17 protein-coding genes and 2 pseudogenes are annotated in these 24,507 nt (G+C 55.9%); 11 read left to right on the plus strand and 8 right to left on the minus strand.

Annotated elements, in window-relative coordinates; translation table 11 throughout:
* Positions 1-26: 26 nt before the first annotated feature.
* The 3 genes from IFT76_RS08890 to IFT76_RS08900 all read right to left on the minus strand — a co-directional run bounded on the left by IFT76_RS08890 (position 27) and on the right by IFT76_RS08900 (position 1,594).
* Positions 27-395, minus strand: a complete 369-nt coding sequence (locus tag IFT76_RS08890) for a MarR family winged helix-turn-helix transcriptional regulator (protein ID WP_342365575.1) — start codon at positions 393-395, stop codon at positions 27-29.
* Positions 396-1,001: 606 nt separating this feature from the next.
* Positions 1,002-1,373 (minus strand): type II toxin-antitoxin system VapC family toxin, encoded by a 372-nt coding sequence (locus IFT76_RS08895; RefSeq protein WP_192057950.1) that lies wholly within the window; start codon positions 1,371-1,373, stop codon positions 1,002-1,004.
* Positions 1,367-1,594, minus strand: coding sequence for a ribbon-helix-helix protein, CopG family (locus tag IFT76_RS08900; protein WP_192057952.1), 228 nt, complete (start codon positions 1,592-1,594; stop codon positions 1,367-1,369). Before IFT76_RS08900 ends, IFT76_RS08895 begins: the two co-directional genes overlap by 7 nt.
* Before the next feature lie 595 nt (positions 1,595-2,189).
* On the opposite strand from IFT76_RS08900, the gene IFT76_RS08905 reads away from it, so the two are divergent.
* Positions 2,190-3,530 (plus strand): MFS transporter, encoded by a 1,341-nt coding sequence (locus tag IFT76_RS08905; RefSeq protein WP_192057954.1) that lies wholly within the window; start codon positions 2,190-2,192, stop codon positions 3,528-3,530.
* 115 nt (positions 3,531-3,645) lie between these two features.
* Here IFT76_RS08905 and IFT76_RS08910 read toward each other — a convergent pair whose 3' ends face one another.
* The 3 genes from IFT76_RS08910 to prpF form a co-directional block, all read right to left on the minus strand.
* Positions 3,646-5,289 carry an acetolactate synthase large subunit gene (locus tag IFT76_RS08910; RefSeq protein ID WP_192057955.1) on the minus strand — a complete coding sequence of 548 codons (1,644 nt, stop codon included), beginning with the start codon at positions 5,287-5,289 and terminating at the stop codon, positions 3,646-3,648.
* A 173-nt stretch (positions 5,290-5,462) separates the two neighbouring features.
* Positions 5,463-6,191, minus strand: coding sequence for a transporter substrate-binding domain-containing protein (locus IFT76_RS08915; protein WP_192057957.1), 729 nt, complete (start codon positions 6,189-6,191; stop codon positions 5,463-5,465).
* Positions 6,188-7,360 (minus strand): 2-methylaconitate cis-trans isomerase PrpF, encoded by a 1,173-nt coding sequence (prpF, locus tag IFT76_RS08920; RefSeq protein ID WP_192057959.1) that lies wholly within the window; start codon positions 7,358-7,360, stop codon positions 6,188-6,190. Before prpF ends, IFT76_RS08915 begins: the two co-directional genes overlap by 4 nt.
* A gap of 157 nt (positions 7,361-7,517) precedes the next feature.
* Here prpF and IFT76_RS08925 point away from each other — a divergent pair, with 157 nt between their 5' ends.
* The 3 genes from IFT76_RS08925 to IFT76_RS08935 all read left to right on the plus strand — a co-directional run bounded on the left by IFT76_RS08925 (position 7,518) and on the right by IFT76_RS08935 (position 13,077).
* Positions 7,518-8,447 (plus strand): GntR family transcriptional regulator, encoded by a 930-nt coding sequence (locus IFT76_RS08925; RefSeq protein WP_192057961.1) that lies wholly within the window; start codon positions 7,518-7,520, stop codon positions 8,445-8,447.
* 225 nt (positions 8,448-8,672) lie between these two features.
* A complete protein-coding gene (gene acnA, locus IFT76_RS08930; protein WP_192057962.1) occupies positions 8,673-11,444 on the plus strand; it encodes an aconitate hydratase AcnA in 2,772 nt (923 codons plus the stop codon).
* 316 nt (positions 11,445-11,760) lie between these two features.
* Positions 11,761-13,077, plus strand: a complete 1,317-nt coding sequence (locus IFT76_RS08935; RefSeq protein WP_192057964.1) for a CitMHS family transporter — start codon at positions 11,761-11,763, stop codon at positions 13,075-13,077.
* A 245-nt stretch (positions 13,078-13,322) separates the two neighbouring features.
* Here IFT76_RS08935 and IFT76_RS08940 read toward each other — a convergent pair whose 3' ends face one another.
* Both IFT76_RS08940 and IFT76_RS08945 read right to left on the minus strand, forming a co-directional pair.
* Positions 13,323-14,849, minus strand: a complete 1,527-nt coding sequence (locus IFT76_RS08940) for a CoA-acylating methylmalonate-semialdehyde dehydrogenase (RefSeq protein ID WP_192057966.1) — start codon at positions 14,847-14,849, stop codon at positions 13,323-13,325.
* Between the two features lie 34 nt (positions 14,850-14,883).
* A complete protein-coding gene (locus tag IFT76_RS08945) occupies positions 14,884-16,515 on the minus strand; it encodes an MFS transporter (RefSeq protein WP_192057968.1) in 1,632 nt (543 codons plus the stop codon).
* Between the two features lie 576 nt (positions 16,516-17,091).
* On the opposite strand from IFT76_RS08945, the gene IFT76_RS08950 reads away from it, so the two are divergent.
* The 7 genes and pseudogenes from IFT76_RS08950 (at position 17,092) to acnB (ending at position 24,488) form a co-directional block, all read left to right on the plus strand.
* Positions 17,092-17,994, plus strand: coding sequence for a LysR family transcriptional regulator (locus IFT76_RS08950; protein WP_192057970.1), 903 nt, complete (start codon positions 17,092-17,094; stop codon positions 17,992-17,994).
* 166 nt (positions 17,995-18,160) lie between these two features.
* The gene (locus tag IFT76_RS08955; protein ID WP_192057971.1) at positions 18,161-18,445 is read left to right on the plus strand and encodes a YciI family protein; all 285 of its coding nucleotides are present in this window, start codon (positions 18,161-18,163) and stop codon (positions 18,443-18,445) included.
* 95 nt (positions 18,446-18,540) lie between these two features.
* Positions 18,541-19,461 (plus strand): NAD(P)-dependent oxidoreductase, encoded by a 921-nt coding sequence (locus tag IFT76_RS08960; protein ID WP_192057973.1) that lies wholly within the window; start codon positions 18,541-18,543, stop codon positions 19,459-19,461.
* Positions 19,462-19,665: 204 nt separating this feature from the next.
* Positions 19,666-20,553: a methylisocitrate lyase gene (gene prpB / locus IFT76_RS08965; RefSeq protein ID WP_192057975.1), complete on the plus strand. Its 888-nt coding sequence runs from the start codon at positions 19,666-19,668 to the stop codon at positions 20,551-20,553.
* 44 nt (positions 20,554-20,597) lie between these two features.
* Positions 20,598-20,948, plus strand: a pseudogene (locus tag IFT76_RS08970) (aconitase family protein); the annotation flags it as partial.
* A gap of 136 nt (positions 20,949-21,084) precedes the next feature.
* Positions 21,085-21,696: pseudogene (locus tag IFT76_RS08975) on the plus strand (PrpF domain-containing protein); the annotation flags it as partial.
* A gap of 191 nt (positions 21,697-21,887) precedes the next feature.
* Positions 21,888-24,488 (plus strand): bifunctional aconitate hydratase 2/2-methylisocitrate dehydratase, encoded by a 2,601-nt coding sequence (acnB, locus tag IFT76_RS08980; RefSeq protein WP_192057979.1) that lies wholly within the window; start codon positions 21,888-21,890, stop codon positions 24,486-24,488.
* Positions 24,489-24,507: the final 19 nt, after the last annotated feature.

A 24,507-nucleotide genomic window follows, 5' to 3' on the forward strand; every position in this document is an offset into this window, starting at 1 on the left:
CTTTTGACTTGGATTAGTTTCAGTTCTCAGGATTCGGCTGCCGGACGCCCGATACCATCGAGCGTACGGCGCAACTCTTCCAGTTCATCCACATTTAGCTGGCATGCCACTCGGATCTTGTTGGGTATACTTCGGAGATCTTCTTCCATCCCTCTACCATGAGCAGAGAGATCAATAAGTACACGACGCTCGTCAGACGCGTCACGCGTACGCGTAACAACGCCGGCAGCCTCAAGTCTCTTGAGCAGCGGCGTCATGGTGCCTGTTTCCATATCAAGACGGATGCATAGTTCGCCTACGGTCAGTGGCGCGCCATTGAACAGCTCTAGCGTGACCAGATACTGTGAAAAGGTCAGGTCCAGTGGTCCAAGAAACGGCTTGTGCAATCTCACCATCCGGTTAGCGGCTGCGTGCAAAGCGAATGAGAACTCCGTTGCAACGCTTTGTGGTATTGCAGTCATATAAATAGCTCACGATAATATAGTGCACTACCTATATTTGCAAAGACAGTGGCTCACGTCAATCGTTTTCCGAATGGACTGCTGCCCGCATGACGTGTGGATGAGATGAGCCGTCGGGTGTTTACGTTCGCTACCGGTCCACTTGGGCTTCAAAGAAGGCCGGTAAGATCCAAGGCAAATTTAGGGCAAAAAAGGGTCCTTTCTTGTACCTCGCTGTCCATTGCCCTGCCGTCAGAAGCCAATGAATCCGGGGACTGTGAAGTACTGTGATTGCCACCTGTAGGGTTCGAATCCCTTCTTCACCGCCATATTCGATACGTCAAAAACCCCCGGAGCGTCTAGCGCTCCGGGGGTTTTTGGTTTCTGGGCAAGGAGTCACCCGTTGGGCTGTACACTGCTTTCAATCAAATCCAGGATCCGTTGTTTGGCAACGGTACGTCGTTGTCCGCTCATCCAACACCTCTAGGTAGCGATCATTTTTTGCCTGAAAAGGTGGCCGAGGTCGCTAGACCACTGCACGGGGCTGCATTCGCAAAACGCTTACAAGTGGTACGGCACACGCACGCCCAGTTCGGTCTCGGGGAAATCCTTGGTGTTACGTGTCACCAGGACTGCGCCTGCCAGGCGCGCACTTGCCCAAATGATCGCGTCGGGCAATTTGATGCGGCGCTGCTGGCGTAGCAAGACAGCTTCGTGTGCGATATCAAGCGAGACCGGTACCACTTCGAATTGCTGTCCCATCCAATGGCGCAGGGTGTCGGCCTCTTTGGCATGACCTGCACCCACTAACACCTCCATGTAGGTGATCAAGCTGATCATGGGTCTGTGTGCAGCGTGGATAACCTGCTCGGCCAGGGGTCTACCAGATAGGTGGTCGATCAGAATATTGGTATCAAACAGGGACCTCACCATTCGTTGCGCAGCTCCTGTTCGTAAGCCAGGCCGTCCACGGCGCGATCCCTCCACAGCCCGAAAACGTTCGGGGCGGCGTGCTTCAGCTCCTCATTCTTGACCGCGACGAAGGCGGCCACCGCTTCCCGGATCAGGGCTGCGCGCGATGTGTCCAAGGCCGATGCCAGTTGGTTGAGGTCTTCAAGTTGCTTGGGGGTGAGGTCGGCAAGAATCCGGCTCATTGGGTAATCTCCCGTGGTTGATATCATTAGTGTATATCAGCCACGAGAGAGCGGTTGGCGCCGCTGGTCACTTCGCCGAGGGTGGTGCTACACATCCACCGGTGGGGGGCATTGATCCCGGACACTATGTTGCGTCTTCCCTCAGCAGCGCAAGACGCTAAGTCCTTATTGAATTGATGCGGTCTCCGCCATGCGTACCGTTCCTTCAGGAACCGGTCACTACCCTCCTTGCGTTAGCGCAGCACTCATGTGGCCCACGCGAGAATTCGCGTGTATGACGCTTTTTAAAATCAAAGAGATTGCCTATGAGTGACGATAAGCGCAATGCGTTCATGCTGAAGGTTGCCATAAAAATCCGCTTTCATGGGTTTTAGTGGCAGAAGAGAGGGCGATAAATGCTTTTGTGAATTGACAAACGCAACGCATGCACATAGCCTCATTGCGTTTGTGATGTGAAATACGCATGGCCCGTCTGGGTATGGTTTCCCGGGATTTCAGGCTGGCGCCTTCCGACGCTGACAGATCCAAACAGAAGCCGAGAACCTGCCTTGACTGTCAGGGTCGAGGCTGAATCTAAAAATAATGAGGAACGGTCATGAGCACCGACGCGAAAACCATATCCCCGGTCGAGAAGGCTGCCGTGCGCAAAATGATGCTGCGGCTGCTGCCTTTCCTGATGTTCTGCTACTTCATCGCCTATATTGACCGCGTCAACATTGGCTTCGCTGCGTTGACCATGAACAAAGACATTGGTCTGACAGCGAGCATTTTCGGCTTCGGAGCTACGTTGTTTTTCGTCGCCTACGTGCTGTTTGAAATGCCCAGCAACGTTGCCATGGAGAAATTTGGCGCACGGCGATGGATCGCCCGCATCATGATCACTTGGGGCATCGTAGGGTTTTGTACGGCGTTCATCACCGGTCCGATTTCCTATGGTATTTCGCGCTTCCTGCTCGGTGCCGCTGAAGCGGGTTTCTTTCCAGGCGTCCTGCTTTACCTCACTACCTGGTTCCCCAAAGCGTACATGGCACGAATCGTAGCCGTGTTCATGGTCGCAGTACCGCTGTCCAATTTCATCGGATCGCCGCTGTCGGTTCTGTTGCTGAAAATGGATGGCATCTGGGACTACCGTGGGTGGCAGTGGTTACTCATGCTCGAAGCACTGCCTGCTGTGATCATGGGTATTGCCACGCTGTTTTTTCTCCCCAGCAAACCGTCTGAAGCTCGTTGGCTGACCGATGACGAAAAAAGCTGGCTGTCAGGCCGTCTTGAAGCTGAGCAAAAAGATCGCGAGCAAAGCGAGAACAACAAGCCACACAAACACGGTGCGAGCAAGATTTGGGCAGCCATGAGCAACAAGTGGGTGCTGCTGCTCGCCGTGATCTATATGAGCATCTCGGCCACCAGCAACACCCTGTCGCTCTGGATGCCTCAGATTCTCAAGTCGTTCCACCTGACCGATACGCAGACAGGTCTGCTGAACATGATTCCATTCGGGCTTGGTGCGGCGTTCATGATCTTCTGGGGTATGCGTGCCGACAAAACGGGCGACCGGATCTTCAGCACGGCGATCCCTATGGCGATCATGGGGCTGAGCTTCGTTGCCACCCTGATGACCGACTCGTTGGTCATCACTCTGATCTTGCTGTCCATGGTACTGATCAGCAATTTTGCCTTGAAAGGACCTTTCTGGGCCCTTACCGGTGAAACCCTTTCTCCGAGTGTGTTGGCGGTGGGTATCGCAGCAGTCAATACGTTGGGGCATTTGGGTACAGGTACGCTGAACTTCTTCGTGGGCCTCATTCGGGACAAAACAGGTAGCTTCCCGCTGGCGTTGTTACCCATTGCCGGCATGTGCTTCGTGGGCGTGATACTGGTGTTCTACATCGGTAGCCAGAACGCAAAGTCCCAGAAGCTTGCCCAAGCCTCTAGATAAAAAGCATGCGCAAAAAAAGCCCGGGTGCTGTGCTCAGCTACCCGGGCTTTTTGCTGCGTGGCAGTGGTATTCACCCACGAGCTTTTTGATGCTCCCGCGGATGAACCGCTAACGTCTAAACCGCCAGAGCGCACTCACGCAGCTCGTAGTTCAGGATACGGTCGTTATCGCTGTAGTCGATGGGGCAATCGATCACGTGCACGCCTGGGGTCTTGATGCAGTGCTCCAGAAGCGGCAGAAAACCTGCGGCGCTTTCCACACGATGACCATTGGCCCCGTAAGCCTCGGCATATTTGACGAAGTCCGGGTTGCCGTAGTCCAGGCCATAGTCGGCGAAGCCCATGTTGGCCTGCTTCCAGCGGATCATGCCGTAACCATCGTCACGCAGGATCACCACAGTGATGTGCATGCCCAGACGGACTGCGGTTTCCAGCTCCTGGCTGTTCATCATGAAGCCACCATCACCACATACCGAGACCACCGAACGGTCCGGGTGTACCAGGTGTGCAGCCATGGCCGAGGGCAGGCCCGCTCCCATGGTCGCCAAGGCGTTGTCGAGCAGAACAGTGTTGGGCTTGTGCGCCTTGTAGTTGCGCGCGAACCAGATCTTGTAGATCCCGTTATCGAGCGCAACGATGCCTTCGGAGGGCAGGGCGCGACGAACGTCTGCCACCAGACGTTGTGGGTAGACCGGGAAGCGGTCGTCGTCGGCACCCTCGACGATCTGCGCTTCATTGGCTTCGCGTATGGCCAGCAGGCGGGTGAAGTCCCAGTGGCTGACGTCGGTCAGGGCTTCGCCGATCTGCCAGACGGCGTTGGCGATATCGCCAATGACTTCGATCTGCGGGAAGTACACAGCGTCGACTTCGGCGGAGCGGAAGTTGATGTGAATCACTTCGGTGCCGCCTCGGACCATGAAGAACGGCGGCTTCTCGATGACGTCGTGGCCGATGTTGATGATCAGGTCGGCAGCCTCGACGGCGCGGTGCACGAAGTCGCCGGACGACAGTGCAGCATTGCCGAGGAAGCGTGGGTGACGCTCGTCGACAACGCCTTTGCCCATTTGCGTGGTGATGAACGGAATACCCGTCTGGTCGATCAGTTGCTTGAGAACCTTGGCGGTCATTTTGCGATTCGCGCCGGCGCCTATCACCAGGATCGGGCTGCGCGCGGTATTGAGCTTCGCGACTGCAGCTTCGACGGCCTTGTGCTCGGCCAGTGGGCGACGTGCGAGGCTCGGCGGGATAGGCAGGCTGTCGGTCTGCTCAGCCGCGATGTCTTCCGGCAGTTCCAGATGCACGGCACCAGGCTTCTCTTCTTCGGCAAGGCGGAAAGCCTCACGCATGCGCGCCGGAACGTTGTCCGCCGAGGCAAATTGGTGAGTGTATTTGGTGATAGGGCTCATCATTTGGCAGACATCGATTATCTGGAACCGACCTTGCTTGGACTTCTTGATCGGCTTTTGGCCTGTGATCATGAGCATTGGCATGCCGCCCAGATAAGCGTAGGCGCCGGCGGTCACGAGGTTGGTTGCACCTGGTCCAAGGGTAGAGAGGCTAACCCCGGTCTTGCCTGTCAGGCGGCCATAGGTCGCCGCCATGAAACCGGCAGACTGTTCGTGGCGGGTCAATATCAACTTGATGGGCGATTTGCGCAGGGATTCGAGGAGGTCCAGGTTTTCTTCGCCGGGAATACCGAAAACGTATTCAACGCCTTCGTTCTCCAGACATTGCACGACGACATCTGCGGCCTTGGCCATTGGGTTTGAACCTCTTTTGGGGGGGGAGTAGAGAGAAACACCTGTCGCAGCCAGTCAGCCCTGCCCAGTGGAGCCTGCCAGCTCCATTACAAGCGCCGGGTTGATTATGGGCTACCGATTGCCGTTATGGCGATGCAGAGCTACGCCACTGTGGAACACAGCGGTTCGCTTCGTCAGGGAACAGTTACGCCAGTAATGGAATGACGTGAAAGTGCCTGATGGATAAAGCCTTCGGCAATCAGGCCCCTGATGAAATCGTCGAGCCAAATGGATGCTTGCTGCCCTCGCGCCTTGGGCACGCCCATGGCTTGCCGGATCTGCATGAAAGGCTCTTCTATCAGCCTGAGCCCAGGCTTCGTACTGCGGTCGGCCTCCAATTGCTGGCGAACGCCTGCAGCAATCTCTAGATTCTGCTCAATGAAGGTATTGACCACAGCCGGTGAAGACGGGGCGCGAACCAGCGTCGCATGCTGTATTTCACGAGTCAGGAACAGGTCATAAGCGCTACCTTCACCCACTGCGATGCGATTGCCAGCCACATCGATATCGCCCAGTGCGTATGCCGGGAAGTGCTCGCGCACCAAGTAGCAGCCTTCGATGATGACGTAGGGAGAGGTGAATGCGATCTGAGCACCTCTCACAGGATCAATGGCGAAAAAGCCAACGTCAGCCTCGCCGTTCTCGACGGCCTTGACTGCGAACCCTGCGGTGTCGACCGTTACCAAACGCAGACGCAGGTTCAAGGCCTGAGCCAGGCGCCGAGCGATATCGACAGAAACCCCCTGGGCCTCATCGCCCGATACCGGACGATTAGCCAGAATAGGGTTTCCATAGTTGATCACCACCCGTAGCTCTTCCGTGACGGCAAAGGCCTGACGCAACTCGGAGCTGATCGCTTTCATATCGATAAGGTGTCCGAGGGAACCAGAACACTGCCTTCCATGAGACGGCGCGCAGAACGGCTCATGACCGCCTTTGAAACTACCCACGTGCTTTCGGCCTGCCTCGCTTCTGCCCCTACAGCGAGGCTTCCGGATGGATGCCCGAAGCGAATCTGGCGGCCCGCGGAATCTGGCACCAGACGATTGATGACCGTGCCAGGAATGACGGCCGCAACAGCGATTGCAACAGCGCCGGTTCCAGTCATCGCGTGATGCAGCTTGCCCATGGAAAAAATTCGCGCATTGAGATCGAGCGTTGCCGGATCGACAACCTTGCCATCAGACGCCGTATAACCTTCTGGTGCTGCAACGAAAGCCAATTTCGGGGTGTGAGGGCGTAACTGTGTCGCTTGCTCGGGGGACTCTGCCAAGCCCATTTTCACAGCTGCGTGAGCGCGGATCGCCTCGGCTTTGGCCAGCAATTCGGGGTTGCTGTTGAGGTCTTTCTGCAGCTCGTTGCCTTTTAGGCCCAGAACATCCGCATGTACGAAAATGGCTGGGTTCCCGGCATTGATCATGGTGAGCTCGACGTTACCGACGCCCGGTACAGAGAGAGTGTCCAACGCAGTTCCTGTAGGAAACATGCCACTAGCGCCTTCTTCGTCGGCATCGCCACTGGGGTCGAGGAATTCGATTTTTATCTCCGCTGCCGGAAAGGTCACGCCATCCAGTTCGAAGTCACCTTCTTCGACGACCTGTCCGTCACGCATCGGGACGTAGGCAACGATCTTCGCATTGATATTGGCTTGCCAGATTCGGACGACCGCGATGCCATTTGCCGGCGCGTCCACAAGACCTTGTGCGATCGCGAAGGGGCCTACGGCAGACGTCAGGTTACCGCAGTTGCCGGACCAGTCGACCATCGGCCGATCTATCGCGACCTGACCAAAGCGATAGTCCACGTCACAGTCAGGCTCTTTGGATTTACTGACGAGTACGACTTTGCTGGTACTGGAGGTCGCTCCGCCCATGCCATCGATCTGTTGACCATAAGGGTCCGGGCTGCCAATCACGCGCAGTAAAATGCGATCTCGGATCCCTGGATCGTCTGGCAACCAATCCGTGCGGAAGAAGACCCCCTTGCTGGTGCCGCCTCGCATGTAAACGGCTTTGAAGGACTGTTGCGGCATGAGCACCTCAGGGAACTGTGATAGTTTTATGCGTTTATTCGACAACAAACGCAAAAATACCGCAAGTGGAAATTTCCCTAGCAGTTGCGCTTTGTCCCCGAATCGCTCTGCGGCGTGTATATTCGGCGCTCCGCCAGGCCTATTAAGCCCATAAGAAATGACCCAGGATCTGACCAAAAGCCAGCGCAAGGCGTTGCGCGAGATCATCAGCTACGTTCGACGAGAGCGCTTGCCCAAGGGCACGCATCTACCTGAGTGGACGTTAGCCAAACTGATAGGGACGTCTCGCTCACCCGTCAAGGTGGCATTGGAGTGTCTGGTGAGCGCCGGACTGATGCGGTTCGACAAAAACCGGGGCTATCACGTGCATGGGGACGTCGACACGCTGCCACCAGAGTTGCAGGCTCATTTTCAGGAAATCGACGATCCGCTTTACCTGCGTTTGGCAGACGCGCGTTTTGATCGTTTGGTAGCTGACTCTGTAACGGAGGCTGATCTCACCCGCCTGCTGAACGTGTCGAGAAGCGAGATTGGCAAAGTGCTTTCGCGAGCACAAAGCGAAGGTTGGGTTGAAAAGGAAGTCGGTTACGGCTGGCGTTTTCTTCCGATGATTGACTCGCTGGAAGCCTATGAGGACATGTACTCGCTGCGACTGGCAATTGAGCCGGCCGGCATTTTGAATAGCAAGTTCAGGCCTGATTTGGCGCAGTTGCGCCTGCTGCGCGAAGAGCAGCAGGCGATTCTGGACGGCGGCTACCTGACCATGACCGCCATCGAGCGGTTCGAGTCCAATGCCCGCTTTCATGAAACGATAGCCGAATGGTCAGGCAACCGATTCGCGCTCCAGACGCTTCGTCGGCTCGACCAGGTGCGCCGCTTGGCCGAATACCGCCAGACCCAGCTGGATCTGCCGCGCCAGGCGCTCGCTGTAGAGCATCTACAGATTCTGGGTGCCATCGAAGCGGGTGATAACCTCGGCGCCGCCAGCTACATGCGGCAGCATATCGAAGGTGCGTGGCGCAAGAAGGCGGTTTCCGCCGTATTCCAATCCACTGCAAAGGTGCAATCGGTGCCGGACACGATCTGACCCTGGCCTACTATCGTCCGTCTAGCAAAGCCACCGTATAGGTGGCTTTTTTATGGGATGGGTATTTTGTTGCGTTTATTGATTGACAAACGCAATCCGGCGGACCTAGTCTGACTGCACATTCGGCAGACAATAAACAATGTCCAGTTTTCATGGACTCAACGCTGCCGGACGAATGACTCCAGTTTCAACCGTGTACCTGATGAGTTGCCTAGAGAGAGCCACATGACCGACGCCAACAAGCTTTCAACAACAAGTCTGCGGTCGTTCAAGACGTCCGATGGCCGTGAACACCACTATTATTCACTGCCTGCGCTGCAGGCGACGGCTTATCCGAACTTGAGCCGTCTTCCTGTCGTGATTCGGATCCTGTTGGAGTCAGTACTGCGCAACTGCGATGGCAGCAAGGTGCTCCAGTCTCACGTCGAGGATCTCGCAGGCTGGCAGCCACAGGGCAGTCGGGAGCGTGAAATCCCGTTTGTAGTGGGGCGTGTCCTTCTTCAGGACTTCACCGGTATCCCGTTATTGACCGACCTGGCTGCCATGCGCAGCCAGGCGAAAAAGCGGGGTGGTGACCCCAAAGCTATTGAGCCACTGGTACCCGTTCACCTCGTTGTCGATCACTCGGTGCAGACAGAGTTTTCCAATGTGCCCGGCGCGCTTCGCAAGAATATGGAGGTCGAATTCCAGCGTAACCGTGAGCGCTATGAACTGATGAAGTGGGGCATGCAAGCGTTCGAAACATTCAAGGTCATTCCTCCAGGCATCGGTATCTGTCACCAGATCAATTTGGAGTATCTGGCTCAAGGTGTCATCGAGAAGAACTCGCTCGTGTATCCCGATACGCTCGTGGGCACTGATAGCCATACGACGATGATCAATGGCATTGGCGTGCTGGGCTGGGGCGTGGGGGGTATCGAGGCCGAAGCTGGCATGCTGGGGCAGCCTGTGTACATGTTGATGCCGGATGTGGTCGGGGTTGAACTCAGCGGCAGCCTGCGTCCTGGAGTCACCGCCACAGATGCTGTGCTGCAGATAACTCAGACGCTGCGTGCTGCCAAGGTGGTAGGCAAGCTGGTCGAGTTCTTTGGTGAGGGGGCAAGCTCCCTCAGCGCGACCGACCGCGCAACGATTGCCAACATGGCGCCCGAATACGGCGCAACGACGGGGTTTTTTCCGGTCGACGACAAGACACTCGACTACTACAGCCAGACTGGGCGTAGTGCCGAGCAGATCGAGCTGATTCGCAAGTACTTCGAAGCCCAGGACATGTTCGGTACACCTGCTGTTGGCAGTGTTGATTACTCGACAGTGATCACGATCGATCTCGACCAGATCGTTCCGTGCGTATCTGGCCCCAAGCGTCCCCAGGATCGCGTTGACCTTACGGGCCTCGGGCGTCGGTTCGATGAAGTCATGGTCCAGGATGCCAAGAGCGGTGGCTATGCCAAGAGCAAGGACCAGCTTGAGCAGCTGTACCCAGTCACTGCCCAGCCTGCCGGCGCGGTTGGTCCGCAACAGACTTACGAAGTAGGGCACGGTCATGTGCTGGTCGCAGCGATCACTTCGTGCACCAACACCTCGAATCCCGAGCTCTTGATCGCCGCTGGCTTGCTGGCCAAAAAAGCAGTCGAGAAGGGCCTGGTCGCCAAGCCGTGGGTGAAGACGCTTTTCACACCGGGTTCGCGCGTCGTGACCGCGTACCTGCAGGATGCCGGCCTGACCCAGCCCCTGAGCCAGCTTGGCTTCGACATCGCAGCGTATGGCTGCGGCGCCTGTGTCGGCAATATCGGCCCGCTTGATCCTGCCTTGGAAAAGGTAGTGGTTGGCGAGGACTTGGTATGCAGCGCAGTGCTGTCGGGCAATCGAAATTTCGAAGCCCGTATTCACGGCAACCTGCGGGCAAACTTCCTTGCCAGTCCACCTTTGGTGGTTGCATTTGCGTTGGCGGGCTCCACGCGCTGTGACCTGACCACTGAACCATTGGGCTATGATCGCGATGGGAAGCCCGTACTGCTGGCCGATCTCTGGCCAAGCAATGATGAAATCAAAGCGCTGAGCGTGAAGGCTGCAAACGCTGAACTGTACAAGAACCTCTATGCTGATTTGACCAAGGATCACGACCTGTGGAACTCAATCAAGACCAGCGAGGGGGAGGTGTACGATTGGCCTCAATCAACCTACGCCGCCGAGCCCGATTTCTTCGACACCACTCAAGCGGCTCGTCCCATCCTTGGCGCGCGTGCGCTGGCCATCCTGGGCGACTCCATCACCACAGACCACATCAGCCCGGCCGGCTCGATCACTCCTGATTCGAGTGCTGGAAAATGGCTCGCCGAACACGGTGTAGAGCGCAAGGATTTCAACACCTATGGTGCTCGCCGTGGTCACTTCGAGGTCATGGTACGTGGTACGTTTGCCAACGTTCGCCTGAAGAACCTGATGCTTGCGACGAAGGCAGATGGATCGGCAGACGAAGGTCCCTACACGTTACTTCAGCCTTCAGGTATTCGGACAACCTTGTTCGATGCGTCGCGCAGCTACATCGCTGCTCAAACGCCAACGTTGATCTTTGCCGGCGAGGAGTACGGGTCGGGCTCCAGTAGAGACTGGGCGGCGAAGGGTACACGCTTGCTGGGCGTACGGGCTGTCATTGCCAAAAGCTTCGAGCGTATTCACCGCAGTAACCTGGCTGGACTTGGCGTACTTCCATTGCAATTCAAAGGCGCTGACGATGTGAGGTCCCTAGCGCTGGATGGCACGGAAACCTTCGACCTTCTCGGTGTGGAAAACGGCGTAACGCCTGCTCAAGATGTCACGCTTCGGATCACCCGCCAGAACGGCAGCCAGCAAGACGTAACTCTATTGGCCCGTATCGATACAGCGATCGAAGCAACCTACTTCGCCAATGGAGGCATTCTGCCTTTCGTATTGGCGGGCCTGCTGTCCTCCGCGAACGGGCAGTTGGTTGAAAAGACAACCGCAGCGCAAGCTTGATCGCCTTCGGGCGTCGATTGGCTCGGCATTGATTTTTGTTCCGTACGTTTGAACCACAAAACAGTGCGAGCCTGATGGAGGTCGGGTTCGTCGCATAAGTAATGAGTCTTGGCGGTCAATACGCTATCGACAGCCTCCAATGATAAAAACAATGAATGAGGAAGTTTCAATGATTGCTATCAAACGATGCAAGTCGTCCGGTCATGGGTGTTGGAAAGAAAATCTTATTTTTGATGGGTCGCAACTTAGTCAGTTCGCGACTACATGCCGGTGCGCCGTGCGCCTGAGCAATTCACATTAAAGATAGGGTATCGCCATGCTCGCTATTCTCGGCTTTTCGATGGTTTGTTGCTTTATGTATTTGATCATGACCAAGCGCATGACTGCCCTTATTGCACTCTTGTTGGTGCCTATTGTATTTGCGGCGATCGGCGGTTTCTGGACAGGGCTGGGCGCAATGATGTTGGATGGCATCAAGGCGCTTGCCCCGACAGGCGTGATGTTGACGTTTTCCATTCTGTATTTCGGCATCATGATCGATGCAGGCCTCTTCGACCCGCTGGTTCGTTTCATACTGCGGCTGGTCAAGGGTGATCCACTCAAGGTCGTCGTCGGTACAGCGGTGTTGACGCTGTTCGTTTCCCTGGACGGTGACAGCTCCACCACCTACATGATCGCTATCGCTGCCTTCCTGCCTCTTTACCAACGGCTCGGCATGAGTGTTCTAGGCTTGACGTGCGTGGTCAACATTGCGAGCGGGATCATGAACATCTCGCCGTGGGGAGGCCCTACCGCGCGGGCAGCTGCAGCGCTGCACGTCGATGCCCTGGATATTTTCCTGCCCATGATTCCAGCCATGCTGATGGCTTGCGCTGTGCTGATGCTCACCGCAGTCATCATCGGTCGCCGCGAACGGGCCCGGCTTGGCATCGTCGATGTCGAGGACTTTGCCAATGGTGAACTTGCGCTGGGTAACGGCGATGCAGAGGAATGCGCGAGGAATCGGCGTCCGAAAATGTTCTGGCCAAACCTGATACTGACCATTGGATTGCTGACCTGTCTGGTGCTGGGCCTCATGCCCATTCAAGTACTGTTCATGGTCGCTTTCGGTATTGGCGTGACATTGAACTACCCCCATTTGCAGCAGCAGAAGGAGCGCATCGCTTCACACTCCGCAAACGTGTTGGCCGTAACGTCGGTGATTTTCGCTGCAGGTATTTTTACCGGCATTCTTTCAGGCACCGGCATGGTCGATGCCATGGCGCAGAGCTTGCTGCATGTCATTCCAGACAGCTTCGGCCCGTACCTTGCGGTATTCACAGCCGTGGTCAGCTTGCCTTTCACGTTCTTCATGTCAAACGACGCATTCTATTTTGGCATCCTGCCAGTGCTGGCCCAAACGGCTACCACTTACGGGTTCACGACGCTGGAAATCGCGCGAGCTTCCATCGTCGGTCAGCCCGTGCACCTGTTGAGCCCCCTGGTGCCATCGCTCTACCTGTTGGTCGCGCTTGCCAAGGTCGACCTGGGTGACCACCAGAAATTTGCCCTGAAGTGGGCAGTGCTTGCGAGCCTGGCGCTGTTGGTGGGAGGGGTGTTGTTCGGAGGGTTTCCGTTACACCGCGCGCAGTGATGCCGGCCAGCATCGTTTGCAAAGCTTACTGAATTGCATCTGGAGGACGTCACGGTGTCCAGACATGGAAAAGTCATATCTGGACACCTGGGGGTAGGGATTCTGAGCGGGTGACTGGCCTCACTGCCGTGGTGCCTTCACGCTGATAGCCCGGACTTGGGAGACAGCGTGCTCTGTAAAATGCGGCCAGTGACCATACCAGGATGATGTACACCGCTGCCCGGCATCGAGCCGGGCATTACATCTCACTTCAATGTGATGGTCGTATTGACCCCTTCGCTGACGCTTTTGTCATCAAACCAGCGGCTTGTGATGGTTTTGGTTTGCGTATAGAACTGAATGACCTGCTTGCCATAGGGGCCAAGGTCACCAAGTTTCGAACCACGCGAACCGGTAAAGCTGAACGACGGTACGGGTACCGGGATCGGAATATTGATACCCACCTGACCGACGTCGATCTCGCTTTGGAATTTGCGGGCAGCGGCGCCGCTTTGGGTAAACAACCCCACACCGTTGCCGAAGGGATTGGCATTCACCAGGGCAATGGCATCGTCCAAGGTGTCGGCTTCGAGGACGACGAGAACCGGACCGAAGATCTCTTGGGTGTAGATATCCATATCGGTGGTGACGCCTGAGAACAGGGTCGGCCCGATGAAATTGCCGTTTTCGAAACCCGGGACATTGATATTTCGGCCATCGAGCTCTAACTTCGCGCCCTGACGTACACCGCTTTCAATCAGATCCAGGATCCTTTGTTTGGCACGCTTTGAAATGACTGGACCGATGTCGGTACCCGGTTCAGAGCCGGCGTTGACTTTCAGTTTCAGAGCCAGTTCCTTGATATCGGGCAGCCAAGTGCGGGCTTCGCCTACCAAGACGATCACCGAGGTGGCCATGCAGCGCTGACCGGCTGCGCCGAAACCTGCGCCAACCAGTGCATTCAATGTGTGTTCGCGGTTCGCATCAGGCAGCACCACGGCGTGGTTCTTGGCGCCCATCATCGATTGAACACGCTTGCCGTGCTGGCTGCCCAGGTTGTAGACGTGGGTACCCACGTGCGTGGAACCTACGAACGAGATAGCCTTGATGGCTGAATTGGTGCAGAGGGCATCGACGACTTCTTTACCACCATGCACCACATTAAGGACCCCGGCCGGAATACCAGCCTGCAGTCCCAGTTCGACCAGCATCATGGTGGACAGCGGATCCTGTTCCGATGGTTTGAGTACGAAGGTATTACCCGTAACGATCGCCATCGGAAACATCCACAGTGGAATCATGGCGGGGAAGTTGAAGGGCGTTATACCGGCACATACACCAACGGGCTGCCGCAGGGTATAAGTGTCCACACCCCCTGCGACGTTTTCGGCAAACTCGCCCATTTGCAGGCTGCCAATTGAACACGCGTGCTCCACGACTTCCAGGCCTCGGAAGATATCACCTTCAGCATCCGCGATGGTCTTGCCTTGTTCGGCGCTCAATACCTCAGCGATGCGCTTGGAGTTATCACGGATGAGCGCTTGAAGCTTGAGCATGATGCGCATGCGTGCGCCAAGCGGTGTTTTTTTCCAGCTGTGAAACGCATGCTCGGCGGCGTCGATGGCAGCTTTGACTTCCTCCTGAGTGGCCATCGGCACTTTCGCCAATACGGCTTGGGAGGCCGGGTTCACCACATCGAGCCACTCTTTCGTCTTGGAGTCGACCCATTCTCCGTTGATCAGCAACTTGACCTGAGCCACTGTAGTATTGTTCTTGTTCAATGAAGCATTCATGATGTCTCCTTGTTTACAGTTCTAAAGTCAATGCTTACTTCGAAGTTTCTACGGCATCGAGATCAACGTTTTTGGTCTCTCTGAGTGCAATGACGCCAATGACGAGACTGACGCCTGTGATGAGGACGGGGTACCAGAGGCCGTAGTAGATATCTCCTGTGTAAACCACAAGTGCGAAAGAGATGGTGGGCAGCAGTCCCCCGAACCAACCGTTACCGATGTGGTAAGGCAAGGACATCGAGGTGTAACGTATACGCGTCGGAAACAATTCCACCATCGTGGCTGCCAATGGACCGTAGGTCATGCAGGCGATCAGAATCAGAGCGACGATGATCGCGACTACCATGGGTTGGTTGACCTGCGCCGGATCAGCGCTGGATGGGTAACCCGCCGCCACGGTCACGTTCTTGATGGCTACAGCATCGAAACCCTTGAGCACCGTGCTGCCGACGGCAATCTCGATCTCGCTGCCAGCCGGGCTGGCAATGGTTTCATAAGGAATACCCATCTTGGCCAGGTAAGCCTTTGTCTTGTCGCAGGGGCTATCAAACTTGGCTTTGCCAACCGGGTCGAATTGGAAGGTGCACGATGCAGGGTCTGCAGTCACCGTGACGGGTGCCGTCATGCTGGCTTGCGAGATCTGCGGGTTTGCATAATGGCTCAGGGCTTTGAACAACGGGAAGTACAGAACGGTAGCCAGTAGCAATCCCGTCATCAGAATGGGCTTGCGGCCAATTTTATCGGACAGCGATCCGAATATGACGAAGAACGGGGCGCCGATGACAACGCTGATGATCAGCAGTGTGTTGGCCTGTGCGGGGTCCATCTTCAAAAACTGAGTCATGAAGAACAGGACATAGAATTGCGAGGTGTAGAAAGTCACTGCCTGACCGGCATTGATCCCAAACAGCGCAATCAGTACAACCTTCAAGTTCTCCCAGGAACCGAACGAATCCCGGATAGGCGATTTACTTGTGGTGCCTTCTTCCTTCATTTTCTTGAAAGAGGGCGACTCGTGCATGCTCATGCGAATCCAGGCGGAGATACCTACCATAATCAGAGACAAGAGGAATGGGATCCGCCAGCCCCACACTTCGAATTGGTCACCGGTGAGTTTGCGACAGATCAAGATGACCAGCAGTGAAAGCAATAATCCAAAGGTCGCTGTTGACTGAATCCAGCCAGTAAACATTCCACGTTTGTTTCTTGGCGCATGCTCTGCGACATAGGTCGCGGCTCCGCCATACTCTCCGCCGAGCGCCAGGCCTTGAAGCATGCGCAGAACGACGAGAAGGATCGGAGCAGCTATACCCCAAGACGCATAAGTGGGAAGGATACCTACGAGGAAAGTTGATACACCCATGAGGACGATCGTCACCATGAATGTATATTTCCTGCCGATCATGTCGCCCAAACGACCAAACACAAGTGCGCCGAAGGGCCTTACCAGGAAGCCGGCAGAGAACGTCATCAGAGCGAAAATAAAGGCAGTAGTGTCGTTGACGCCGGAGAAGAAGTGCTTGCCGATAATGACCGCCATGGCGCCATACAGGAAGAAATCGTACCACTCGAATATAGTCCCGAGGGACGAGGCGAAAATAACTTTTCTGTCTTGGCGTCCTATTTCGGACGCGCCGACGCTTTCGGTGTGCGCAATATCACTCATTTGCAGTTCCTCGGCCCGGTGGGCTCATTTTGTTTTTGTTCTTGACTGCCGGCCAATTGGATAGGCCGCCATCGTTGGATCATTGGAGTTCACCCTCCAACAATTTAACTTTCAACCGATGGTTCATGCTTCTTACAACGGATGCTTTGTCTTCAAGCGCCAGCGGTAATGAGGCCGAGTCTATGAGCGCCTTATAGCGTGGCACAGAGCAGAATGTGCTCAACGGATGTGCAAAAAAGGCGGGATGGCCGGCATGTGACCCTCTATCCCTCGCACAGCCCAATGCAACGCGGCAGCGTCGTTATGGGCCGTGTGATCTCGCATACGGAGCAGCTACGTGAGACACAAAATCGGTGCGCGTTGCTCGAGGTACTCAAGCCTGGTGAGGAAGGGCGGTGTGCAGTTCCAATGCAGTTGGATCATGGCGCAGACTCCGGCCGCTACCTAGCCAAGCTTGCATCTGCGTACACTCGCGCGACCACAGACGTATTCATGAACCACACATTGCTCCGGCTTTCAGCAGGGAGTTGATGGCAGGAACCTCAAGAGGTTCGCACCAAGACCAGGAGCCGAGTGATGGCAAAGAAACAAAAAAAAGAGAACTGGGATGATTTTCGGTATTTTCTAGCCGTTGCCCGAGCCGGAACCTTGTCGGGCGCTGCCGAAACGCTGGGAACGGAACACACAACCGTTGCGAGGCACGTTTCTGCGCTCGAGGATGGGTTGAACATCAGGCTTTTTCACAAAAGCAATTCGGGCTACGAACTCACCCCTGAGGGGGAACGTGTGCTGAATGCGGTTGAAAGTATGGAAAGCATTCTGCTGTCCTACAAAAGTGACGAGAGTGACCTGGGGCAAATCTCCGGTCTGGTCAGAATCGGTGCCCCGGATGGTTTCGGCAGCGTATTCCTCGCCCCGCGCATGGCCGAACTGACACGGAGACACCCCAATCTTGAGGTCGAGATCTATGCCGCCGCTCGCGTGTTCAGTCTTTCCAAACGCGAAGCTGATATCGGCATCAGCCTGGCGACAGCGGAACACATGCGTGTAGCTTCTCGCAGGCTCACGGATTATCGCCTGCAGATCTACGCCACTCGTGAATACCTCGATAAGGCTGCTCCAATACGGACGCAGCAGGATCTGCAGCAGCACTCGTTCGTGGGGTACGTTGAAGAACTGTTGTTCGCACCTCAGCTCAATTTTTCGAGCGGTCTGAAGGTTGATCTGGTGTCGCGCCTGCGCAGTACCAATTTGTTGACTCAGTTGCACACGGTGCTGGGAGGGACGGTCCTGGGCATCCTGCCTGCCTACATCGCAAACTCCTTCCCCAAGTTGATTCCCGTGCTGGCTGACGAGGTCAACATCAAGCGCTCGTTCTACATGCATGTGCATGAGGACCATCGCAAAGCTGCGCACATACGCGAAGTCGCCAGGTTCATCGCGGACGAGGTCGGTGCCAACCAGCAGCTCTTCCTGTAGTAGCACGGGTAGGCACCTTTGGACGTCAGTGATTTTTTGCACGCCGGATGTGTATTTATTGTGTTGTGAAGGCACAACCGGCGGGCGTAACGTCATTCCATCGAGCAGGATACTTCCTCGGAAGTCTGGCTTCGTTGGAACGTCTAAAAACAATAATAGGTGCAGCATGCTCTACGTCATCTACTGCAGAGATAATCCATCTACACCCACCTTGCGTGATGAGTTCTACGACGCGCATCGTGCTTACCTTAAAAGTGCATCGATCAAGATTCTGGTCGCCGGGCCCTACACGTCCACCGACAGCGAAAAGAAGATTGGGAGCATGCTGGTGGTGGAAGCAGAATCTCTCGAGCAAGCTACAAATTTTCAGAAAAATGATCCGTTTGCTCTAAACAATGTTTGGAGTGAAGTCAGCATCAACCCCTATATCAAAGCAATCGATCAGCGTTAATCCAAGCGTGCAGCGTAAACGCCTGTACTTGGACAACCTACGATAATCGCGCCTGACTGTTTGGCATAACCCTTGTAAAGCAATGGAGAACAAAAATGAAAACTATCGCTTGGATCGGTCTTGGTTTCATGGGCATCCCTATGTCCAAACATATGTTGAATGCCGGCTACACCGTGAGGGGTGTGGATATTGACGCTGCTGCCCGTGAAGCGGCTGTAAAAAACGGCGTCGAAGTTTGTGCGACGGTGGCTGAAGCCTGTAAGGGTGTCGATGCCGTATTCACCATGTTGCCTACAGGTACCGAGGTCAAGGAAGTCCTGACCGGTCCGAACGGTGTATTTGCCAGCATTGATCCAAGCACCGTGGTCATCGACTGCTCCACCATTGGCATTGAAAACGCCCGTGCTGTACATGCGTCTGCCAGGAAAGCCGGTCGAATCTTTGCCGAGGCGCCCGTCTCCGGTGGTACCGAGGGGGCCATAGATGGCAGTCTGACCTTCATGATTGGTTGTGAAGACCCGCACGTGGCCCGCGTCAAGGAGCTGCTGGGCCCGATGGGTGGTTACATCGCCCATGCCGGTGGTCCGGAGGCTGGCCAGGCAGCAAAGGTCGTCAACAACCTGATCATGGGGGTTTGCGTCGCGGTCAACTGCGAAGCCACTGCATTGGCCGAGCGCCTGGGTCTGAACCTGAAAGAGTTTTTCGAAATTGCCATTCGATCCACTGCCGATAACTGGACGTTCCGCGTCTGGAATCCTGGTGTGGGTGTAGTTCCAACTGCCCCCGCATCGAAGGGCTATAAAGCAGGCTTCAAGACCTGGCTGCTGGCCAAGGATCTCAGCCTTGCCATGGAGGCAGGCCGCGAAGTGGGTGCCACGATCGCCACAGCCGAAGCTGCCCACGCCATCTTGAAAAAACACATGGATAACGGCGGCGCAGACATGGATGCTACTTCCTTGGTGCTTAGCCTGAAAGACGCCGCTGAAAAAGCCGTACCACAGAAAGCTATCGCTTGATCGCAAGCGCTGTCCTGGAACATTGCGACATCCGGCCCGGAGTCTCAGCTTCGGGCCATTTCTGATTCACCTGTCATATGCAAATTTAAATAACCATCGCTGGTGTCCCTAAGTAACTGCGGTCTCATGAGGGCTGGCGCTTGGCGTTCGGCTGCGGCCTCGGTTTGCCGCATGAAGTCGCCCATAATAATAAGTGAGGTCGATATGACGATAACCTCTGCCGGTCAGCGCTTCCGTCAAGCGGTAGCGCAGGAAAGTCCGTTACAGATTGTAGGCGCGATCAATGCGAACCACGCGCTACTGGCGAAACGCGCTGGCTTCCGCGCCATTTACCTTTCTGGAGGAGGGGTAGCAGCTGGATCTTTGGGCATACCCGATCTCGGAATCAGCAGTCTGGATGATGTTCTGACCGACGTTCGCCGTATCACCGATGTGTGTGATCTTCCATTATTGGTCGACGTCGATACCGGCTTTGGTTCGTCGGCGTTCAATATTGCGCGAACGGTAAAGTCGATGATCAAGTTCGGCGCCGGTGCAATCCATATCGAGGATCAGGTCGGTGCCAAACGTTGCGGCCATCGCCCCAACAAAGAACTCGTCAGCCAGCGGGAAATGGTCGATCGAATCAAGGCTGCTGTCGATGCTCGAACAGACGAGGATTTCGTCATCATGGCCCGCACCGATGCGCTGGCGATCGAAGGAGTAGCGTCGGCTCTGGACCGTGCAGCTGCGTACGTCGAAGCGGGGGCGGACATGATCTTTCCCGAAGCAGTGACCGAACTTGCCATGTATGAGCAATTCGCTGAACGGGCGCGGGCGCCCATCTTGGCCAACATCACGGAATTCGGCTCAACCCCACTCTATACAACTGACGAGCTGGCTTCGGTCAATGTGGCAATGGTGCTGTACCCGCTCTCGGCCTTTCGAGCGATGAACAAAGCGGCGGAAAACGTCTATCGAATTCTTCGTAGAACGGGCACCCAGCGAGGCGCTGTGGAAACCATGCAGACCCGAATGGAGCTGTATGAGTCAATCGGCTACCACGAGTACGAGCAAAAGCTCGACGCGCTTTTTGCGCGGAGTCGGGCGTAACGACCCGCTTTGTCGGTGGGCGTCGATGAATCCTGCGGGTCAGAGTCGACCACTCGCTGGCTGTGGAATGCGGGGGCTACGACCCCGACGCTTTCATCAAAAACCGTGCGATTGAAGATCGCCGCAATGAAGACCGGTTTCACTTCATCGAGTGGACAAAGAAAGCGTTCAAAAATGTGGAGGTCATACCCCCCGGCAACGGGATCATGCATCAGATCAATCTGGAGAAAATGCCCCCGGTGGTTCAAGTGAAGGACGGGGTGGCTTTTCCCGATACCTTGGTAGGTACCGATAGCCATACTCCCCATGTCGATGCGCTTGGCGTCATCGCGGTGGGTGTAGGTGGTTTGGAGGCTGAGAACGTCATGCTGGGTCGGGCCTCGTGGATGCGGCTGAACCTCCCTTGAGGTGCCTGTCACCTGTCGTCTGGATACGGCCGAGGAGGTTTCGATCTATGAGGCCGGTGGGGTGTTGCAGCGCTTTGCAGAAGACTTCTTTGAAAATGCACCGGCATAAGACGGGAGTAGCGTCATGAGTCATCCGGCACAACTGCGAATTCCCGCTACCTACATGCGAGGCGGAGCCAGCAAGGGCGTTTTTTTCTCACTTGACGATCTACCCAGAGAGGCCCAACGACCCGGTGTCGAGAGAGATGCCCTGGTTCTTCGAATCATCGGAAGTCCCGACCCCTATGGCAAACAGATCGATGGAATGGGAGGAGCCACTTCCAGCACCAGCAAGGTGGTGATCGTCAGCCGCAGCCAAGTCCCTGATCATGATGTCGATTATCTGTTTGGACAGGTGTCGATCGATGACGCCCTCGTCGACTGGTCTGGAAGCTGCGCAGATCTATCGGCTGCGGTGGGCCCATTTGCAATCAGCAACGCATTGCTACCGTTCGCACGCGTTCCCCTCGACGGTATCGCTACCGTTCGCATATGGCAGAAGAATATCGGCAGGACCGTGCTGGCGAAGGTTCCCATCAGGGATGCCGAAGTGCAGGAGTTGGGTGATTTCGAGCTGGAGGGTGTGACGTTTCCAGCAGGAGAGATTGTCCTCGAGTTCTTCGACTCCGCTTCCGGCGCAGATGGCGATGGCAAAGCGATGTTTCCCAGCGAAACCTTGCAAGTGGACCCGAGCGTTGAGCGTCACCATGAGGTGGTGCACATCGATCGCATGGTGACGAGTCGCAGTGCCCGAGTGCTCATGAACGGCTTTGTTCGCGTACCTAAAACCTGGTAGCGGTGAACTGAGTGTCCGATTTTCAGGGCTGATGCCAACGGCATTGCCTACAGCTGGTCGATGTCCCACGGCCCCAGATCAGGAATGACAACGTGCTAGAGAAATACTTCGATCATGTACGTGAACGAGCGGCGCTCGGTTTGCCCCCGTTGGCTCTGAACCCGGAACAAACGTTGGCGCTGGTGGAGCTTTTGAAGTCGCCACCCATTGAGCATGAGCAACTGCTCTTGGAGTTGATCACACACCGTGTGCCGCCTGGGGTCGATGAGGCCGCGTATATAAAAGCGGGCTTCCTGTCGGCCATTGCACACGGCACCGGGCACTCTCCTTTGATAAGCCCACTGCAGGCCGTTGAACTGCTTGGCACCATGCAGGGCGGCTATAACGTCTCAACCTTGGTCGAATTATTGGATAGCCCCACTCTGGCTGCAGAAGCAGCGGCGCAGCTCAAGCACACACTGCTCATGTTCGATGCGTTTCGTGATGTGGCGGACAAAGCCAGAGCGGGAAATCACTATGCCCAGAAAGTGCTGCAATCATGGGCCGAGGGTGAATGGTTTTCCAGCAGACCGGCTATTGCAGATAAATACACGCTGACCGTCTTCAAGGTAGCGGGGGAGACGAACACGGACGATCTTTCTCCAGCGCCAGATGCTTGGTCGCGTCCGGACATTCCACTGCATGCCAGGGCCATGCTCAAAATGACCCGTGACGGTATCGAGCCGGAATGCCCCGGTGAAATTGGTCCGCTCAAGCAGATCGAAGACATACGTGCCAAAGGCTATCCCGTTGCCTTTGTGGGCGATGTGATTGGGACCGGCTCGTCGCGCAAGTCGGCTACCAACTCGGTACTGTGGTTCTTTGGAAATGACATACCTCACGTACCGAACAAGCGTGCGGGAGGATTCTGCTTCGCAAACAAGATCGCCCCCATTTTCTATAACACAATGGAAGATGCCGGTGCGCTTCCGATTGAGTTCGATGTCTCGGCTTTGAGCATGGGGGATGTCATCGATGTGTACCCCCTGGCAGGGAAGGTCTGTAAGCACGACTCGGACGAAGTCGTAGCAAGGTTTAGTCTGAAGACCCCTGTTCTACTCGACGAACTACGAGCCGGCGGTCGAATCCCTCTGATCATCGGTCGTGGATTGACAGAAAGAGCTCGGGTCGAACTGGGGCTCGAAGCCTCTATGCTCTTCCATAAGCCAGAGCAGCCAGCGGATTCTGGAAAAGGCTTCACCCTTGCGCAAAAGATAGTGGGCCAGGCCTGTGGCGTTGCAGGCATTCGGCCAGGAACGTACTGCGAACCGAAGATGACCACGGTGGGCTCGCAAGACACGACAGGGCCCATGACGCGAGACGAACTCAAGGATCTGGCATGCCTGGGCTTTTCCGCAGACCTGGTAATGCAGTCCTTCTGCCATACCGCCGCGTATCCCAAACCTGTAGACGTTATGACTCATCACACCCTTCCGGACTTCATGAGGAACCGAGGAGGCATATCACTGCAGCCAGGCGACGGGATCATCCACAGCTGGCTCAATCGAATGCTTCTGCCTGACACGGTCGGCACCGGCGGTGACTCCCATACGCGTTTCCCGCTGGGCATTTCGTTTCCGGCCGGCTCAGGTCTGGTGGCCTTCGCGGCAGCGACGGGTGTGATGCCTCTGGATATGCCTGAATCGGTTCTGGTTCGGTTCAGAGGGACATTGCAGCCAGGCATCACCCTACGGGATCTTGTGCATGCCATTCCGTACTACGCGATCAAAGCAGGGTTGCTGACGGTCGAGAAGAAAGGCAAGAAGAATGTCTTCTCCGGCCGGATTCTTGAAATTGAAGGTCTCGATCACTTGACCGTCGAGCAGGCATTCGAGCTGTCCGATGCCTCGGCCGAACGCTCTGCAGCAGGTTGCACGATCAAGCTCCCAGAGAAAGCTGTCGCTGAATATCTGAACTCGAATGTCACGCTGCTGCGCTGGATGATATCCGAGGGCTACGGTGATGCCCGTTCACTCGAGCGGCGTGCAGCCGCGATGGAGGACTGGTTGAGTACCCCGTCGCTGATGTCCGCCGATCCCGACGCCGACTATGCGGCCGTGCTCGAGATCGATCTGAGCGACATTATCGAGCCGATCGTTTGTGTACCTAACGATCCTGATGATGCGCAGCTTCTTTCACACGTGAGTGGTAGCAAAGTCGATGAGGTTTTCGTCGGTTCGTGCATGACCAACATTGGCCATTTCCGAGCCGTCGGCACACTTTTGAATCGGCAGGTTGGTTCGATTCCGACCAGACTTTGGTTATGTCCACCCACCAGAATGGACGAGCACCAGCTGAGAACGGAAGGGTTCTACGATGTGTTCAAGCGTATTGGTGCTCGAACCGAGATTCCCGGGTGTTCGTTGTGCATGGGCAACCAGGCTCGCGTCGCGCCAGACTCGACCGTTGTTTCGACCTCGACGCGCAACTTTCCAAACCGTCTGGGAGACGGGGCCAATGTTTACCTGGCGTCTGCAGAGCTTGCCGCCGTGGCTGCGATCCTTGGCAAGCTTCCCAGCCTGGATGAGTACATGCAGCACGCAGAAGTGATCGCGAAAATGTCCTCTGACATTTACAGATACTTGAGCTTTGATCAGATTGCGAGCTTCAAGAATGCAGCGCAGAACGCCCGGATAGCTGTCGCGTCAGCTTAGACCCGGCAGCAATAGGAAA

Origin of the sequence: Pseudomonas sp. CFBP 13727, assembly GCF_014841915.1 — a bacterium.
GTDB classification, from domain to species: Bacteria; Pseudomonadota; Gammaproteobacteria; order Pseudomonadales; family Pseudomonadaceae; genus Aquipseudomonas; species Aquipseudomonas baltica.

Coding starts and splice junctions, on each gene's coding strand:
- IFT76_RS08890 (WP_342365575.1), bottom strand. CDS start 395: ATGGTGAGATTGCACAAGCCGTTTCTTGGACCACTGGACCTGACCTTT.
- IFT76_RS08895 (WP_192057950.1), bottom strand. CDS start 1,373: ATGGTGAGGTCCCTGTTTGATACCAATATTCTGATCGACCACCTATCT.
- IFT76_RS08900 (WP_192057952.1), bottom strand. CDS start 1,594: ATGAGCCGGATTCTTGCCGACCTCACCCCCAAGCAACTTGAAGACCTC.
- IFT76_RS08905 (WP_192057954.1), top strand. CDS start 2,190: ATGAGCACCGACGCGAAAACCATATCCCCGGTCGAGAAGGCTGCCGTG.
- IFT76_RS08910 (WP_192057955.1), bottom strand. CDS start 5,289: ATGGCCAAGGCCGCAGATGTCGTCGTGCAATGTCTGGAGAACGAAGGC.
- IFT76_RS08915 (WP_192057957.1), bottom strand. CDS start 6,191: ATGAAAGCGATCAGCTCCGAGTTGCGTCAGGCCTTTGCCGTCACGGAA.
- prpF (WP_192057959.1), bottom strand. CDS start 7,360: ATGCCGCAACAGTCCTTCAAAGCCGTTTACATGCGAGGCGGCACCAGC.
- IFT76_RS08925 (WP_192057961.1), top strand. CDS start 7,518: ATGACCCAGGATCTGACCAAAAGCCAGCGCAAGGCGTTGCGCGAGATC.
- acnA (WP_192057962.1), top strand. CDS start 8,673: ATGACCGACGCCAACAAGCTTTCAACAACAAGTCTGCGGTCGTTCAAG.
- IFT76_RS08935 (WP_192057964.1), top strand. CDS start 11,761: ATGCTCGCTATTCTCGGCTTTTCGATGGTTTGTTGCTTTATGTATTTG.
- IFT76_RS08940 (WP_192057966.1), bottom strand. CDS start 14,849: ATGAATGCTTCATTGAACAAGAACAATACTACAGTGGCTCAGGTCAAG.
- IFT76_RS08945 (WP_192057968.1), bottom strand. CDS start 16,515: ATGAGTGATATTGCGCACACCGAAAGCGTCGGCGCGTCCGAAATAGGA.
- IFT76_RS08950 (WP_192057970.1), top strand. CDS start 17,092: ATGGCAAAGAAACAAAAAAAAGAGAACTGGGATGATTTTCGGTATTTT.
- IFT76_RS08955 (WP_192057971.1), top strand. CDS start 18,161: ATGCTCTACGTCATCTACTGCAGAGATAATCCATCTACACCCACCTTG.
- IFT76_RS08960 (WP_192057973.1), top strand. CDS start 18,541: ATGAAAACTATCGCTTGGATCGGTCTTGGTTTCATGGGCATCCCTATG.
- prpB (WP_192057975.1), top strand. CDS start 19,666: ATGACGATAACCTCTGCCGGTCAGCGCTTCCGTCAAGCGGTAGCGCAG.